Source organism: Streptomyces sp. NPDC052701, from assembly GCF_040678355.1.
Classification (GTDB): Bacteria; Actinomycetota; Actinomycetes; order Streptomycetales; family Streptomycetaceae; genus Streptomyces.
On the sequence record NZ_JBFATO010000025.1, the window covers coordinates 78,272 to 95,347 of the forward strand.

4 protein-coding genes (1 of these 4 running past the window's edge) are annotated in these 17,076 nt (G+C 72.5%); all 4 read left to right on the plus strand.

The features are described from left to right. On the plus strand, positions 1-5,107 hold the 3' portion of the coding sequence (locus tag AB0L29_RS24955) for an SDR family NAD(P)-dependent oxidoreductase (RefSeq protein ID WP_365829976.1). The gene continues 4,088 nt to the left of window position 1, outside the view; only the last 5,107 of its 9,195 coding nucleotides appear in the window; the start codon falls outside the window, past its left edge; the stop codon is at positions 5,105-5,107. Position 5,108: 1 nt separating this feature from the next. Then, positions 5,109-14,519 carry an SDR family NAD(P)-dependent oxidoreductase gene (locus tag AB0L29_RS24960; RefSeq protein ID WP_365829977.1) on the plus strand — a complete coding sequence of 3,137 codons (9,411 nt, stop codon included), beginning with the start codon at positions 5,109-5,111 and terminating at the stop codon, positions 14,517-14,519. Beyond that, positions 14,516-15,880, plus strand: coding sequence for a PfaD family polyunsaturated fatty acid/polyketide biosynthesis protein (locus AB0L29_RS24965; protein ID WP_365829978.1), 1,365 nt, complete (start codon positions 14,516-14,518; stop codon positions 15,878-15,880). The genes AB0L29_RS24960 and AB0L29_RS24965 overlap by 4 nt, the downstream gene beginning before the upstream one ends. Before the next feature lie 76 nt (positions 15,881-15,956). Further along, entirely contained in the window at positions 15,957-17,048 is a 1,092-nt protein-coding gene (gene fabD, locus AB0L29_RS24970) for an ACP S-malonyltransferase (RefSeq protein ID WP_365829979.1), read from the plus strand. Positions 17,049-17,076: the final 28 nt, after the last annotated feature.

Below are 17,076 nucleotides of genomic sequence, written 5' to 3' on the forward strand. Positions count from 1 at the left end.
GAACGGCTACACCGTCCCCAACCCGAACGCCCAGGCCGACGTGGTCGCCCGCGCCCTGGACAGGGCGGGGGTCGACGCGCGCACCATCAGTTATGTCGAGGCACACGGTACGGGCACCTCGCTCGGGGACCCGATCGAGATCGCCGGCCTCACCAAGGCGTTCTCCCGCCACACCGACGACCGCCAGTTCTGCGCGATCGGATCGGTCAAGAGCAACATCGGACACGCCGAGAGCGCCGCGGGCATCTCGGCCTTCACCAAGGTGCTGCTGCAACTCGCGCACGGCCGCCTGGCGCCCTCGCTCCACTCGGAGACGCTGAACCCGCACATCGACTTCGGTGACACGCCCTTCCGGGTGCAGCGGGAGCCGGCGGAGTGGCGGCGGCCGGTGATCGACACACCCGACGGGCCCCGGGAGTACCCGCGTCTGGCCGGCGTCTCGTCGTTCGGGGCCGGCGGATCGAACGCCCATGTCATCGTGGGCGAGTACATACCGCCGGAGCCGCCGGCGACCGAGGATCCGGCGCACTGGCCGCTCGGATCGGTCATCGTGCTCTCGGCGAGGACCGAAGAGCAACTGCGCGAGCAGGCCCGGCGTCTGCTGGACTGGGTGCGCGAGGAGCGGATCGAGGACGCCGACGTCCCCGCTGTCGCGGCCACTCTCCAGGTGGCCCGGGAGCACATGGCCGAGCGGCTGGCGTTCCTCGCCGGCTCGGCGGCCGAACTGACGGCCCGCCTGGACGGCTTCGTCGAGGGCGAGGACGACGCCGGGACGTACCGGGGTCGCGGCAGGCGCTCCCGCGATGTCGTCTCCGTCCTGGTCGAGGACGAGGACATGGAGCGCACCATCGCGGCCTGGGTGGACAAGCGGAAGTTCGGCAAGCTGCTCGAACTGTGGACCAGCGGGCTGGACCTGCCGTGGCGCAGCTACTACCCCGACGCGCTGCCGCGCCGGCTCTCCCTGCCGACCTACCCGTTCGCCCGCAAACGGTTCTGGATGAACGACGGCGCCCGGACCTGCGCCCCGACGGCCGGCCCCGGCGTGGCCACGGCAGCCGGACCGGCCGAGCCGGCGGGGGACGCGGACGCGGCGATCCGCGAGACGCAGGCCCCTCGCCCGGCCCCTCGCCCGGCCCCTCGCGCCGTCCCTGGCACGCGGGCCGTCCCGAAGCCCCGCGGCATCGGGCTGGCCCCGCTGGACGCAGGTTTCGGGCGCAGCGGTGACGCGGCGCCCGCGCGACCCGCCGCGCCGGGCTCGCTCCCGGTGCTGGACGCGCCGGCCGAAGCGGCCGACACCACCGCGGCGGCGGCCCCTGCGGAAGGCGTCTCGCGCCCCGCCCCGGCAGCCCCGCCCGGGCCGACGCCCGGACGGCTCGTCCCTCCGGGGCCCGCCGCTCCGGACCAGGCGAGTCTCGTCCGCGAGCTGGCGGCGAGCCTCGCCGAGGCCCTGTACCTGCTGGAGGAAGAGGTCGACCCGGACACGAAGTTCACCGACATCGGCCTGGACTCCATCGTCGGCGTCGAGTGGATGAACGCGATCAACAAGCGCTACGGACTCGATCTGCCGGTGACCCGGCTCTACGACCACCCCACCGTGGTGGAGCTGTCGGCCTACATCGCCCGGGAGCTGTCCGTAGGAGGCGCCCCTCAGGGGCGCCCCTTTCGTGAGGTGACCGAGCCTGCTGCCGAGCCCGAGCCCGAGCCCGAGCCCGAGCCCGAGCCGGCCGAGATCGAAGAGCGTGAGCCCGAGCCCGCGCCCGCGCCGGCCGAGACCGAAGAGCCCGAGCCGGTCAGGGTCGCCGAGTCGGCGCCCGCGGCCGAGCGCGCAACGCGGGCCGAGTCCGCCGCCGAGCCGCCGCAGGCGCATGCCCGCCCGGCCGGCGCCATCGCCGTGGTGGGCATGTCCGGCAGGTACCCGGGGTCCGCGACCCTGGACGACTACTGGGACAACCTCGCGCACGGCCGCGACTGCGTGGGCGAGGTCCCCGAGTCCCGCTGGCGGGTCGCCGATCACTACGACCCGCGTCCCCACGTGGAGGGCAAGGTCACCTGCAAGTGGATGGGGCACCTCGACGACATCGAGAGCTTCGACCCGCTGTTCTTCAACATCCCGCCCGCGGAGGCGGAGGCGATGGACCCGCAGCAGCGGCTGTTCCTCCAGGAGGCGTACCACGCGTTCGAGGACGCGGGCTACGACCCCCGTTCGCTGAGCGGCCGCAAGTGCGGCGTCTACCTCGGCATCATGAGCAGTGAGTACGGCGCCCTGATGCAGCGGCACGGCGGTGCGACGAGCGCCGCGGCCACGAGCGGCAGCAACGCCATCACCGCCGCGCGCATCGCCTACTTCCTCGATCTCAAGGGCCCGGCCATCGCCCTGGACACGGCCTGTTCGTCTTCTCTGGTGGCCACCCATCTGGCGGCGCAGGCCCTGCGCAGCGGCGAGATCGACATGGCCCTGGTCGGGGGCGTCACCCTCTACCTGAGCCTAGACGCGTACCTCGGCATGTCCAGCGCGGGAATGCTGTCCCCGGACGGGCGCTGCAAGGCCTTCGACGACAGCGCGAACGGGTTCGTGCCGGGCGAGGGCGTCGGCGCGCTCGTCCTCAAGCGCCTCGACGACGCCGTGCGCGACCGTGACCACATCCACGGCGTGGTCATCGGCTCGGGCATCAACCAGGACGGCAGGACCAACGGCATCACCGCGCCGAGCGGCGCGAGCCAGAGGGAACTGGAGCGCGACGTCTACGACCGGCACGGCATCGACCCGGCCGGGATCACGTACGCCGAACTGCACGGCACCGGGACCAAGCTGGGCGACCCGATCGAGCTGGAAGCCCTGGCGACGGTCTACCGGGAACACACGGACGAAACCGGGTACTGCGCCATCGGCTCGGTGAAGAGCAACCTCGGCCACACCTCGGCCGCCGCCGGCATCGCCTCGATCCAGAAGGTGCTGCTGTGCATGCGGAACGAGCAGCTGGTGCCGACGCTGCACTTCGACCGGCCCAACGAGCACTTCGACTTCGAGAGCTCCCCGTTCCGGGTGAACACCGAGCTCTCGCCGTGGAAGGCCGAACCGGCCTCCCGGCGACGTGCTGCCGTCAGCGGCTTCGGCTTCAGCGGTACCAACGCCCACCTCGTCGTGGAGGAGTTCGCGCGGGACGCCGCGGAACGGCCGGTCGGCGGCCCCCAGGTCTTCGTGCTGTCGGCCAGGAGCGAGGAGCAGCTGAGGACGTCGGCCGCCCGCCTCGCCGCGCACCTGAGCGCCCACCCGTCGCAGGCCCTGGCGGACGTCGCCCACACCCTGCAGCAGGGCAGGGAAGCCATGACACGGCGGCTGGCGGTCGTGGCCGCCACGCCGGGAGAGCTGCTGGAGGCCCTGACGCGGTACGCCGAGGACGGCGCCGCGGACGGCGTCCTCACCGGTCTGGCCGGCAAGGACCGGCCGGGCCGGGCGGCCCGGGCCGCACTGGTGCCGCAGGCCGGTCCGGACGGCGCGGTGTCGGTGCCGGAGGCCGAACGGCTGGCCGCGGCGTGGGTCGGTGGAACACCCGTCGACTGGGCGCGACTGTCCGAGGGGGCCCTGCCCCGCCGGGTCCCGTTGCCGACGTACCCCTTCGCGCGGGAGCGCTGCTGGTTCGACGCCGCCCCGGCGTCCCGGCGGCCCGACGCGTCCCCGTCGGCACCGGATCCCGACGCCACCGCGCGGGAGCAGGCGCGGACCGGGCCCGACGGCGAGGCCCCGGGCGGTACGGACATCCTGTTGGCGCCGGTCTGGGACGCGGTCCCGCCGCGCGTGCCGCAGGACGTCACCCGCCCGGCCGGCCGGGTCGTCGTGATCGGCGGCACCGAGGAACAGCGGGAGCGGATCGGCGTCGTCCACCCGGGTGCCCGGCACCTGCCGCTGGATACCGCGGACACGGTGGAGACCATCGCCGCGAAGCTCGACGCCATCGGCGAATCCCTCGGACACCTGGTCTGGCTGGCTCCCCGGGAGACGGCCGCCGACGCCGCGGCCGACGCGCTGGTGGACGCGCAGGAGGCCGGCCTGTACGCCTGTTTCCGCACACTGAAGGCGCTGCTGGGGCTGGGGTACGGCCGCCGCCCGCTCGACGTCACGATCGTGACCGAGCGGACCCTGCGGGTCCGGCGGACGGACCGCGTCGACCCCGCCCACGCCGGTCTGCACGGACTGCTCGGCTCGGTGGCGAAGGAGTACCCGGGCTGGACGGTGCGCCTCGCCGACCTCGACCCGGACCGGGACTGGCCGGTGGCGCAGCTGTTCGCGCTGCCCCGCAAGGAGAGCGGCAGCGTGTGGGCCTACCGCCGCTCCCGCTGGTACCGCCAGACCCTCGTGCCCGTGCGGGACACCGCCGCGGAGCACAGCCGCCGGGCGGTGTACCGGCAGGGCGGCGTCTACGTCGTCATCGGCGGCGCGGGGGGCATCGGCGAGGCCTGGACCGAGCACGTGATCCGCGCCTACGGGGCGCAGGTCGTGTGGATCGGGCGGAGGGAGGAGGACGAGTCCATCCGGGCCAAGCTGAGCCGCCTGGGCGAGCTCGGTCCCCGGCCGCGGTACGTGCGGGCCGACGCCACCGACCGGGCGGCGCTGGAGCGGGCGTACCAGGACATCAAGCGGACCCATCCGGTCGTCCACGGCGTGATCCACTCGGCGATCGTGCTGCTCGACCAGAGCCTGGAGCGCATGGACGAGCAGCGCTTCCGCGCCGCGGTCACGGCCAAGGTCGACGTGAGCGTCCGACTGGCCCAGGTCTTCACGGGCGAGCCCCTGGACTTCCTCCTCTTCTTCTCCTCGATGAACTCGTTCCTGAAGGCTTCGGGGCAGTGCAACTACGTGGCGGGATCGGTGTTCGAGGACGCCTACGCCCACCGCCTCGCCGACGAGCTGGACATACCTGTCAAGACCATGAACTGGGGCTACTGGGGGACCGTGGGCGTCGTCGCCGCCCCCGAGTACCGGGAGCGCATGCACAAGGCTGGCGCCGGCTCGATCGAGCCCGCGGACGGCATGGCGGCTCTCGACGTCCTCCTTTCGGGCACGTTCGACCAACTCGGGCTGATCAAGGCCCACGGGGGTAATTCCTGACATGCTGAACGACATTCGGCGCGAATCCATCACGATGGCGCCCGAAGGCACGCCGGTTCCCCTGCGCCGCCTGTGCCGTGAGCAGGCCGCTACGACGGGCCCCGCGGCCGGCGCATCGCCTGGTGCCGCCGCCGACCTGGACGAGGGCCTGCTGAGCCGCCTGCTGCTGCTTCAGCTCACCAGCGCGGGGCAGTTCTCCGACGCGGCCGCGCCCCCGCTCCCCGGCGGACTGCGGCGCTGGCTGGACGAGTCCGTGCGCCGGCTGCGCGCCGACGGGCTGCTGAGCGGCTCCCCCTCGCGGCCGGTCCCGGCGGTGCGGGTGGACGGCCCCGCCGCGTGGTCACAGTGGGAGGAGCACGGCGCCGGCGCGCGGGGGGACACCGGCCGGCGTGCGCGCTTCACGCTGCTCGACGCCACGCTGCGGGCACTGCCGGGCATCCTGCGCGGCGAGGTGCTCGCCACCGACGTGATGTTCCCCGGCTCGTCGATGGAGCTGGTCGAGCCCATTTACCGGGACAACCCCCTCTCCGACTGCTTCAACGGGATCCTCGCGGACGCCGCGGCCGCCGTGGTGCGGGAGATCGTGCGCGCCGACCCGGCCGCCCGCGTCCGCATCCTGGAGATCGGCGCCGGCACCGGGGGCGGGAGCGTCACCGTCCTGGAGCGGCTGGAGCCCTTCGCGGCGCAGGTCGAGACCTACTCCTACACGGACCTGTCGAAGTCCTTCCTCATGTACGCGCAGGAGGAGTACGGGCCGCGCCACCCCTACCTGGACTACCGGTTGTTCGACGTCGAGCAACCGCTGGCCGGGCAGGGCATCACCCCCGGTTCCTACGACCTGGTCCTGGCCACCAACGTGCTGCACGCCACGAAGGACATCCGCCGGACGCTGCGCAACGCCAAGGGCGCGCTCAAGCGGCACGGAGTTCTGCTCGCGAACGAGCTCTCCTCCCATTCGCTCTTCACGCACCTGACGTTCGGCCTCCTCGACGGCTGGTGGCTCTACGAGGACGGCGAACTGCGCATGCCGGGCGGTCCCGGTCTCTCCCCGGACACCTGGGAGGAGGTGCTCGACGACGAGGGATTCGACTCCGTGTCCTTCCCGGCGCGGCGGCTGCACGAGCTGGGCTACCAGGTGATCGCCGCGGAAAGCGACGGCGTCGTCCGGCAGGCGGCCCAGGAGGCTGCGGGCGCGACGGCCCCGACGGCCCCGACGGCCCCGACGGGGGAAACGGTCGGCGAAGCCCCCGACCGGCCTGGTGCCCAGGAGGCCGCCGCCTCCGGCGAGGTGACCGAACAGCACGTCAGGGACGCGGTCTTCGAGCAGCTGAGACGGTCGCTGAAGCTCGACCGGTCACAGATCGGCGTGGATGACGCCTTCATGGACTACGGCGTCGATTCCATCATCGGTGTGCGGCTGATCCAGGAGATCAACCGGGCGCTCGGCACCGACCTCGCCACGACCGACCTCTTCGACCACGGTTCCGTCAGCCGGCTGGCGCGGTACATCGTCGACCACGCGCTCCCGGCGGCACCGGTGCCGCGACCGCTGCCGGCCGCACCTGCCGAACCCGCTGCACCGCGGACGGCCGGGCAGCGGGTCGCGCCCGAGGAGGTCGCACCGCCTTCGGCCGGGACCCGGCGGGCCGCCCGGCCGCACGCGGGGCCGAACGCGCAGCGGACCGCCGCGGGCGCCCCGGACCGGGAACCGATCGCCGTCATCGGCATGAGCGGCAGGTTCGCCGGCTCGGCCGGCGTCGAGCAGCTCTGGGAGCACCTCGCCCAGGGCGACGACCTCACCGGGCCCGTCTCGCGGTGGGACCTGTCGCGCTACCAAGCGGCCGACGCGCGGGGCTGCGAACGCGGCAGCTTCATCGACGGGATCGACCGCTTCGACCCGGCCTTCTTCAACATCTCGGGCGTCGAGGCCACGTACATGGATCCGCAGCAGCGGCTCTTCCTGGAGGAGTCGTGGAAAGCCCTGGAGGACGCCGGCCACGCGGGCTCCGGTACCCGCGGGCGGCGCGTAGGCGTCTACGTCGGCTGCCAGGAGAGCGGCTACGCGCAGCTGTTCGGCGCCGGGGCGCCCCCGCAGTCCATGTGGGGCAACGCGCTGTCGGCGATGCCGGCGCGCATCTCGTACCACCTCGACCTCCAGGGCCCGGCGATCGCCGTCGACACGGCCTGCTCCAGCTCGCTCGTCGCCATCCATCTCGCCTGCCAGGGGCTGTGGGGCGGGGAGACCGAGATGGCCCTGGCGGGCGGCGTGTCCCTGCAGTGCACGCCGCAGTTCTACGTGCTGGCGGGCCGTGCCGGCATGCTCTCCCCGAGCGGCCGCTGCCACACCTTCGACGACCGGGCCGACGGGTTCGTGCCCGGCGAGGGCGTCGGCGTCCTCGTCCTCAAACGGCTCGGCGACGCGCTCGCCGACGGCGACCACATCCGTGGCGTCATCAGCGGTTCCGGGATCAACCAGGACGGTGCCTCCAACGGGATCACCGCGCCGAGCGCCGCGTCCCAGGAGCGGCTGGAGACCTCGGTCTACGACACCTTCGGCATCCGCCCCGACGACATCCAGATGCTGGAGGCGCACGGCACGGGCACCGAGCTCGGCGACCCGATCGAGTACCGGGCGCTGAAGCGGGCCTTCCGCCGGTACACCGACCGACGGGACTACTGTGCGCTGGGCTCGGTCAAGTCCAACCTCGGCCACACCATCACCGCCGCCGGTGTCGCCGGAGCCATCAAGGTCCTGCTCTCGCTCGAGCACCGGACCATCCCGCCCTCGATCAACTTCGAGCGGGCGAACGCGCACATCGACCTGTCCGACAGCCCCTTCTACGTGAACACGGTCAGCCGCCCCTGGGCCGCCGGCGGCGACGGCACACGACGTGCCGCGGTCAGCTCCTTCGGGGTCAGCGGGACCAACGCCCACATCGTGTTCGAGGAGGCCCCGGGCGCGGTCCGCCCCGCCACCGCGCCCACCGCGCACCTGGTCACCCTTTCCGCGGCCACCGCCGGGCAACTCGTCGAGCAGGCCGAGCGACTGGTCGACCACTGCGAGCAGCGGCCCGGCCTGGACCCGGGCGACATCGCCTTCACCCTCCTGCTCGGCCGCAGACACCTGGCGCACCGGCTGGCCTGGGTCGTACGCGACCGCGCGGAACTGGTCCGGACCCTGCGCACCTGGCTCGACGGAGGCCGGGGCCCCCGGCTGAGCGCCGGCCAGGTCCCCGCGCAGGGGATCGAGGAGCGGGCCGCGCTGCGCGACCTCGGCAACGACCGCCTGCGGCGGGCCGCCACCGACCCGGCCTCGCGCGCCGAGTCGCTGTGCACCGTCGCGGACCTCTACGTCCAGGGCTACGACCTGGACTACGCCGCACTCTTCGCCACGGGCCACCACACCCGCGTACCGCTGCCCACCTACCCGTTCGCCCGGGACCGGTACTGGGCGCCCGAGCAGCGGGCGCTCACCCCGGCCCGGCCCGGCTCGGCCGAACCGCACCCGCTGCTGCACGAGGACGTCTCGGACTTCGCCGCCCGGCGCTACCGCACACGGTTCACCGGCGAGGAGCACTTCCTCACCGACCACGTGGTCAAGGGCCGGAAGGTGCTGCCGGGCGTCGCCTGCCTGGAGATGGCGCGGGCCGCCGCCGCCCTCACCCTGGGGGCGTCCGGGCCCGGCGACGGCGACGTCGCCCTGCGCAACGTGGTGTGGGCGCGGCCCGTGGCCGTGGACGCCGAGCCCGTCACCCTCGTCACGTCCCTCACGCCCACGGGGCCCGCCGAGGCCGACTACGAGATCACCGGCACGCCCGGCCCGGCGTACGGCACCGCCCCGGTGGTGCACAGCCAGGGGCAGGTGGTGCGGAAGGCGTGCACGCCGGGGCGGCTCGACGTCCCGGCCCTCCGCGCCGCGTGCGACCGGGCGGAGCTGACCGCGGCCGAGCTGTACCGCGCGTACGAGGCCATCGGGTTCCGCTACGGCCCCTCGCACCGGGGTCTGGAGCGGCTGCACATCGGCCGCGGCCAGATCCTGGCCCGCCTCGTCCTGCCCGGCTCGGTCCGCGCGGCCCGCGAGACGTTCGTCCTGCACCCCAGCCTGCTCGACGCGACCCTGCAGGCCTCGCTCGGCATCGGTCTCGCGACCGGCGCGGCCGAAGCCCTCGACGTGTCCGGCATGAAGCCCTCCCTCCCGTTCGGCCTGGACGAGCTCGAAGTGCTCGGCGGCTGCCCGGAGTCGATGTGGGCCTGGATCCGCTTCGGCGCGGGCTCCCGGGCGGACGGGACGGTCTTCAAGCTCGACATCGACCTCTGCGACGACGAAGGACGGGTCCGCGTCCGGATCCGTGGCATGTCCTACCGCGTCCTGGCGGGCGAGGTCGGCGGCGGGAGCGGGCCGGACGCGGTGTCCTGCGTCCGCTTCCTGCCGGTCTGGCGGGAAGCCGTGCCGGCCGGCGAGCCGCACACCGGACCGCGGGAACGCGTCGTGCTCCTGCCCGACCTGCCCGACCTCGGCGAACTCCTCGCCCGGCGGGATCCGGCGGCGCGGCCGCTGCGGCTGACCTCCGGCGCAACCGGGATCGCGGAGCGGTTCACCGAGTACACCGTCCAGGCGCTGGACCACTTGCGGCGCCTGATGGCCGAGGGCGTACGGCACGGAGTCCGCATCCAGCTCGTCGTGCCCGACGAGACCGGACTCGGCACCACCCGCGGCCTGCTCGGGCTGCTGAGATCGGCGCAGGCCGAGGAGCCGGGGCTGCTGCCGCAGGTGGTGGTCGTCGACCCGGCCGAGACCGCCGAGCGGACGATGTCCCGGCTCGCCGCGGCCCGCCGGTATCCCGACGCGGCCTGCCTGCGGTTCCGGGCCGACCGCGCCGAGGTGCTCGGCTGGCGCGAGGACGACACGCCGGCGCCGGCCCGCGCGCCCTGGCGCGGTGGCGGGGTCTACCTCGTCACGGGCGGACTCGGCGGCATCGGCACGCTCGTCGCACGGGACATGGCCGGGGTGCGCGACGTCACGATCGTCCTGGCGGGCCGCTCACCGCTCGGACCCGAACAGCGATCCGTCCTGGACGCGCTGCGTGACCGGGGAGCCGACGTCCGCCACGCGCGGGTGGACGTCACCCGGGCCGCCGACGTGCGGTCCCTGGTGGACGGCATCCTGCGGGAGCACGGCGCCCTGCACGGCATCGTCCACGCGGCCGGGGTGCTCCGCGACGGCCTCGTCCGCGGCAAGACCGCCGACGAGTGCCGCGCCGTCCTCGCGCCGAAGGTCGCCGGCCTGGTGAACCTGGACGAGGCGAGCAAGGACGTACCGCTGGACTTCCTGGTGTCGTTCTCCGGCGCGGCAGGGGTGTTCGGCAACGCCGGACAGAGCGACTACGCGGCGGCCAACGCGTTCCTGGACGCCTACACGCACCACCGGCGCCGGCTGGTCGACCGCGGTGAGCGCTCGGGAGCCTCCGTGTCGGTCGACTGGCCGCTGTGGGCCGAGGGCGGAATGCGGGTGGACCCCGGCACCGAGGCGATGATGCGCGAGCGGCTGGGCATGGCGCCCCTGCCGACCGGCGCCGGCCTGGGCGCCCTGTACGCCGCACTGGAGGCGCCGCACAGCCAGATCCTGGTCGTCGCCGGCGACGCCGACCGGATCCGGCGTGCCGTGCTGGGCCGGCCGGCGTCGCCCGAGCCGGTCCGGCCCGCACCGCCGCGGTCGGCCGTTCCGGTGGACGGCCCTGGCGAGGGCGACAGCCCGGTGCGCGGCCCGGCGGCCGGTCCAACCCGGCAGGCGACGGGCGGCGCCGCCGACCCGGTGCGCACCGCTCTGGTCGCCCGGCTCCGGCAGACGCTGAGCGAGGTGCTCCAGGTGCCCGGTCACCGGATCGACGCGGCGGCGCCCTTCGAGCAGTTCGGCATCGACTCGGTGCTGGCACTCTCCCTCACCAACCGACTGGAGAGAGACTTCGGCTCCCTGTCGAAGACGCTCTTCTTCGAGCACCGCAACCTGCACGAGCTGAGCGCCTACTTCCTCCAGGCCCACCCGGCCGCGGTCCGGACGGTCGTCGGCGTCCCCGGCGAGCCCGGCCCGTCCGCCGCGCCCGAGGCCGACGCCGCGGTCACCGCCGTACGGCCCCCGGCGCCCGCCGCGGTCCCGGTGCCGGCCGCGATCCCGGCGCCCGCCGCGACCGTGCGGCCCGCGACCCGCGAGGACGCGATCGCCGTGATCGGACTCGCCGGCCGCTACCCGGGCGCGCGGGACCTGGACGAGTTCTGGGAGAACCTGGTCACGGGACGTGACTGCGTCACGGAGGTGCCCCCGGACCGCTGGGAGCACCACCCCTCCGACGACTCCGGCCGGAACGGGCCCGGCGGCAACCCCACCCGGTGGGGCGGATTCCTCGACGGCGCGGCCGACTTCGACGCACCGTTCTTCAACGTCTCACCGCGCGAAGCCGCGATCATGGATCCGCAGACGCGCCTGTTCCTGGAGTGCGTCTGGACCCTGCTGGAGAGTTCCGGCTACACCAGGGACCGGCTGCGGGACGCGCACGGCAACCGGGTCGGCGTCCACGTCGGCGCGATGTACCAGCACTACCAGCTGCTGTCGTCCGACCTCGTGCACGAGTCGATCACGTCGGTGATGAGCTACAGCGCCATCGCCAACCGGGTCTCGCACTTCTTCGACCTGCAGGGGCCGAGCCTCGCGATCGACACCACCTGTTCCTCGTCACTGGTCGCGATCCACATGGCCTGCGAGGAACTGCGCAGGGGCGGCAGCGACATGATGATCGCCGGTGGCGTCAACCTCTCCCTGCACCCCAAGAAGTACCTGGGGCTCAGCCTCACCGGCCTCACCGGCAGTGACCCGGGCAGCCGCGCCCTCCTCGACGGGGACGGCTTCATCCCCGCGGAGGGCGTCGGCGCCGTCCTGCTGAAGCCGCTGGCCGACGCCGTGCGCGACGGGGACGAGGTACTCGCCGTCATCCGGTCGAGCGCGACCAACCACAAGGGCCGTACCAGTGGCCCCATGGTGCCCAGCCCGGCCCGGCAGGGACGGCTGATCGCGGAGAACCTGGAGCGGGCGGGCATCCACCCGCGCACGATCGGTTACGCCGAGGTGTCGGCCAACGGTTCCCAGCTGGGCGACGCCATCGAATTCGCGGCGCTGCGCGACGCCTTCGGTGAGCACACCCGCGATGAGCGGTTCTGCGCCATCGGCACGGTCAAGTCCACGCTGGGCAACATGGAGGCGGCCTCGGGCATAGCCCAGCTGAGCAAGGTCGTCCTGCAGCTCGCGCACCGCCGACTCGTCCCCTTCACCACCAAGGGTCGGCTCAACCCGGGGGTGCAGCTCGCGGGCACCGCGTTCTATCTCCCGCGGGAGGCGGAGCCGTGGCAGCGGCCCGTCGTGGACCTCGACGGCGAGGAACGGGAGTACCCGCTGCGGGCGACCGTCAACTCCTTCGGCGCGGGCGGCTCCAACGCCCACCTGGTCGTGGAGGAGTACGTGGCGGAGCCCGGGGCCGACGCTGCCGCCGCACCGGCGCCCCGGGACGCCGATCCGGCGCCGCAGGTCGTGGTCCTCTCCGCGCGCACGGAGGACCGCTTGAGAGCCGCCGCGAGCCGGCTGCTGGAGTTCCTGTCCGCGCGGGCGGACCTGCCGCTCGAGGACGTCGCCCACACCCTGCGCTGCGGACGCGAGGCCATGCACTCCCGGCTGGCGCTGGTCGCGGGGAACCTGAAAGAGCTCACCGCGGGCCTGGCCCACTACCTCGACGGTGCCGAGGGGAGCGCCCCCGTACCCCTGTTCACCGGCCAGGTGGGACGCGACGGCTCCGACCTCGACCTGCTGCTCGGCGGGCGGGCCGGGGAGGCGCTGGTCCGCGAGCTGCTGGCCGAGAACCACCTCGAGAAGCTGGCCCTGCTGTGGACGCGGGGCGGGACGGTGCCCTGGGAGTCGGTGCGGCACGGCGAGCGGCGCCCGCGGCTGCTGCGCTCGCTGCCGGGCTACCCGTTCGACCGGAAGCGGTACTGGGTGCCCACACCCCGGGGAGGCGACGCCACGACCGCGATCACCGCTCCGGCGGCCGTCACCGATCCGCCGGCGGCCGCACCCGCGGCGGTCACCGATCCGCCGACGGCCGCACCCGCGGTGGCCGCCCCTTTGCCGCCCGCTGCCCCGGCCGGCGCGGCCGCGGACCGGATCACGGCCGCCGTCGCCGAGGTGCTGGGGATGCGCACGGACGAATTCGACCTCGCGACGCCGCTGGAGGATCTCGGCTTCGGCTCGCTCCACGCCACGCAACTGCTCCAGGCGCTGCGGACCGAAGCCGACCCCCTGGCCGATCTCCGCTCGCTGAGCGAATGCCGGACGACCCGGGACCTGGTGCGGCGCTTCGGGTCCGGGGCCGGCGCGCCCGCCGGGGCCGGAGCGGCGTCACCTGTCGCCCCGGTGCGCATCCCGGAGGTCGTCCACCTCAACGCTGCCCGCGAGGGACGGCCCGTCTTCTGGTTCCACGGCGGGCTCGGCGGGGTGGAGGTCTACGCGTCGCTCACCGACAGCGTCGAGCGGCCCTTCTACGGGATCCAGGCCCGCGGCTGGATGACGAACAGTGAGCCGCTGCACGGGATCGCGGCGCTGGCGGCGCACTACGCCCAGATCATCCGCACGGTCCAGCCCGAGGGCCCCTACGACCTCGGCGGTTACTCGTTCGGCGGCCTGCTGGCCTACGAGGTGACCCGTCGGCTCCAGGAGCAGGACGGGACGGTCGAGAGCATCGTCATGGTGGACACCTACGACGACACCGTGGGGGAGGTGACCATGTCGCGCCCCGACATGCTGTTGCAGCAGGTCAATGCCCTGCTGTTCGCCGCGTCGAAGCCGGCTCCGAAGGATTTCGCCGACACGCTGGTGTCCGTTCGCGAGATCGACTGGGACCAGGACGAGGACGCCCTGCTCGAACAGATGCTCACCCACGCGCGCCGGCGCGGGCTGAAGGGTGACGCGCGAACGCTCCGCGCCAGGGTGCTGCGCAATCTGGCGGTCCAGGAGGCCTATGGACTGCTGGACTACGACATCGCCCCGCTGCCCCGGCCGGAGTCGGTCGCCTGCTTCTACTTCCGCAACCGAAGCGGCCGGTTCTACGGGGAGATGGAACCGCTGTTCTCCACGCAGGAGGACGCAACGGTCCTGGACGACGCCGTCTACTGGGCGCGGTGGCAGCGGCATCTGCCGAACTTCCACCAGATCGACGTGGACTCGGCCAACCACTTCGTAATGCTCGGCGACCCGGCGGCGCTCACCACGGTGCGGTCGTTCTGCAAGCTGCTCTACTCCGGCGGGCGCGGCAGGCGTCTCCCCGTGGCGAAGGCATGGGCCACCCGTCACCAGAAGGCGAGGGACACCCGATGAGCGCGGCGGGAGAACGCGACGAGGACGCGTCGGAGCGGCTCGGCTGTGCTTCCTTCCGCCGGGACCTCGGCGTCCACTACGCCTATCTGGCGGGGTCGATGTACCGGGGGATCGCCTCGAAGGAGCTGGTGGTCGCCATGGGGCGGGCAGGCTTCATGGGATTCCTGGGAGCCGCCGGCCTTAGCCCCGAGCGGGTGGCGGACGACATCGCCCACATCCGGCGGCACCTGGAGCCCCACCGGCCCTTCGGAGTCAATCTGCTGTGCGACCTCCAGCACCCGGCACGGGAGACGGCCAACGTCGAGATGCTGCTCGCCCAGGGCGTGCGCGTCATCGAGGCGTCGGCCTTCATCAAGGTCACCCCGGCCTTGGTCCTGTTCCACCTGTCGGGGCTGCGCCCCCGCCCGGGAGGCGGGGTCGCCCGTGACACGCGGATCGTCGCCAAGGTGTCGAGGCCCGAGGTGGCGCGCGAGTTCATGAGCCCGGCGCCGGAGGCCGTCGTCGAGCGGCTGGTGGCCGAGGGCCGGGTCACCCGCGAGCAGGCCGCGCTGGCCCGGAGGGTTCCGGTGGCTCAGGACATCACCGTGGAAGCCGATTCGGGGGGCCACACCGACCGCGGGGTGTCGACCGTGCTGCTGCCGTCGATGCAGAGCCTGCGGCTGCGCATGACACGGGAGTTCGGGTACGGCGAGAAGATCCGTCTGGGGCTCGCCGGCGGAATCGGGACGCCGCACGCGGTCGCCGCCGCCTTCGCCATGGGCGCGGACTTCGTCATGACCGGCTCCATCAACCAGTGCACCGTCGAGGCCCGCATCGGCGACGCGGTGAAGGACTGGCTGCAGACCATCGACGTGCAGGACACCGACTACTGCCCGGCCGGCGACATGTTCGAGATCGGCGCCCTGGTCCAGGTGCTGAAGAAGGGTGTGCTGTTCCCCGCCCGGGCGAAGCGGCTGCACGCGCTGTACAAGAGCTACGAGTCGTGGGAGGAGATACCGCAGGAGACCCGGGCGCAGATCCAGGACGCCTACTTCAAGAAGAGCGTCGAGGACGTGTGGCGGGAAACCTGTGAGCACTTGCGGAAGACGGGCCGTGAGTCGGAGATCGAGCGGGCCGAGCGCAGCCCGAAGCGGCGCCTGGCTCTGCTCTTCCGCTGGTATTACGGCTACAGCAGCCGGCTGTCGTTCATGGACGCCGATGCCGATCGGCCCAACGTTCAGATCCACACCGGTCCGGCGCTGGGGGCTTTCAACCAATGGGCACGTGGCACATCATGGGAAAACTGGAGGAACCGTCATCCGGACCGGATGGCGAAGGAACTGATGCATGAGGCGTCCGCGATTCTCTCGGGATACAGGTAGCCGTGGGTGTGGATTTTCTGGCAGGGTGAGGGTGGAACATGATCGCGGTCGTCGAGACAGTGAGGAAGGATTTCCCATGAGGACCTATGTCTTCCCCGGACAGGGGGCGCAGCAAAAGGGAATGGGCTCTGCCCTTTTCGATGAATTCGCGGATCTGACTCGAGCGGCCGACGAGATCCTGGGCTACTCCATCAAGGACCTCTGCCTGGAGGATCCTGAAGGACTGCTGGACCGGACGCAGTACACCCAGCCCGCGATGTATGTCGTGAACGCCTTGTCCTACTACCGCAAGCTCCGCGAGACCGGTCAGGTTCCCGACTTCGTCGCAGGTCACAGCCTTGGCGAGTACAACGCGTTACTGGCGGCCGAGGCGTTCGACTTCGAGACCGGCCTGCGGCTGGTACGCAAACGCGGGGAGCTGATGGGCCGGGCGGCGGGCGGCGGGATGGCGGCCGTGCTGAACGCCTCGGAGCCGGAGATCCGGACCATCCTCGCGCGAAACGGGCTCGATTCCGTCGATCTGGCCAACTTCAACACGCCGTCGCAGATCGTGATTTCCGGTCGCGCCGAGGACATCGAGGCCGCCAAGCCGCTGTTCCAGACCGGAAACCACCTGTTCATGCCGTTGCGGACGAGCGGGGCCTTCCACTCCCGGCACATGGAGCCGGCCCGGGCGGAGTTCGAGCGGTTCCTGGCCGGAGTGACCCTGTCCGAGCCGCGCGTACCGGTCATCTCCAATGTGACCGCGAGGGCTTATGAGGATCATCTCGTCAAGGAGAACCTGACGCGGCAGATGGTGTGCGCCGTACGGTGGTCCGACTCCATGGAGCACCTCCTCGAACATCCCGGAATGGAGTTTGAGGAGATCGGTCACGGTAATGTGCTGACGAAATTGCTGGAGAAGATCCGCCGCGAACTCAAAAGCGCCGGGAAAGCACGCCCCAAGGCCCTGGAGAAGGCGCCTGAAAGCGCTGTGGAAATGGTCCGCAAATGGAATGATCGATATGTGATCGGCTCTCGTTTCCGGTCCACCACCGGAAACTACGGAGAACTGGAGACCGCCACGGAGGCAACCGTCCTCTTCGGGCACCGGGCGGCCGTCTACATGCACGGGTACCGCGGGTACTTCGACCTCCGGGAACTGGAGCCGGTACCGGCAGCGCACTGAATCCGAAACCGACCGGAAAAGCCCCAGG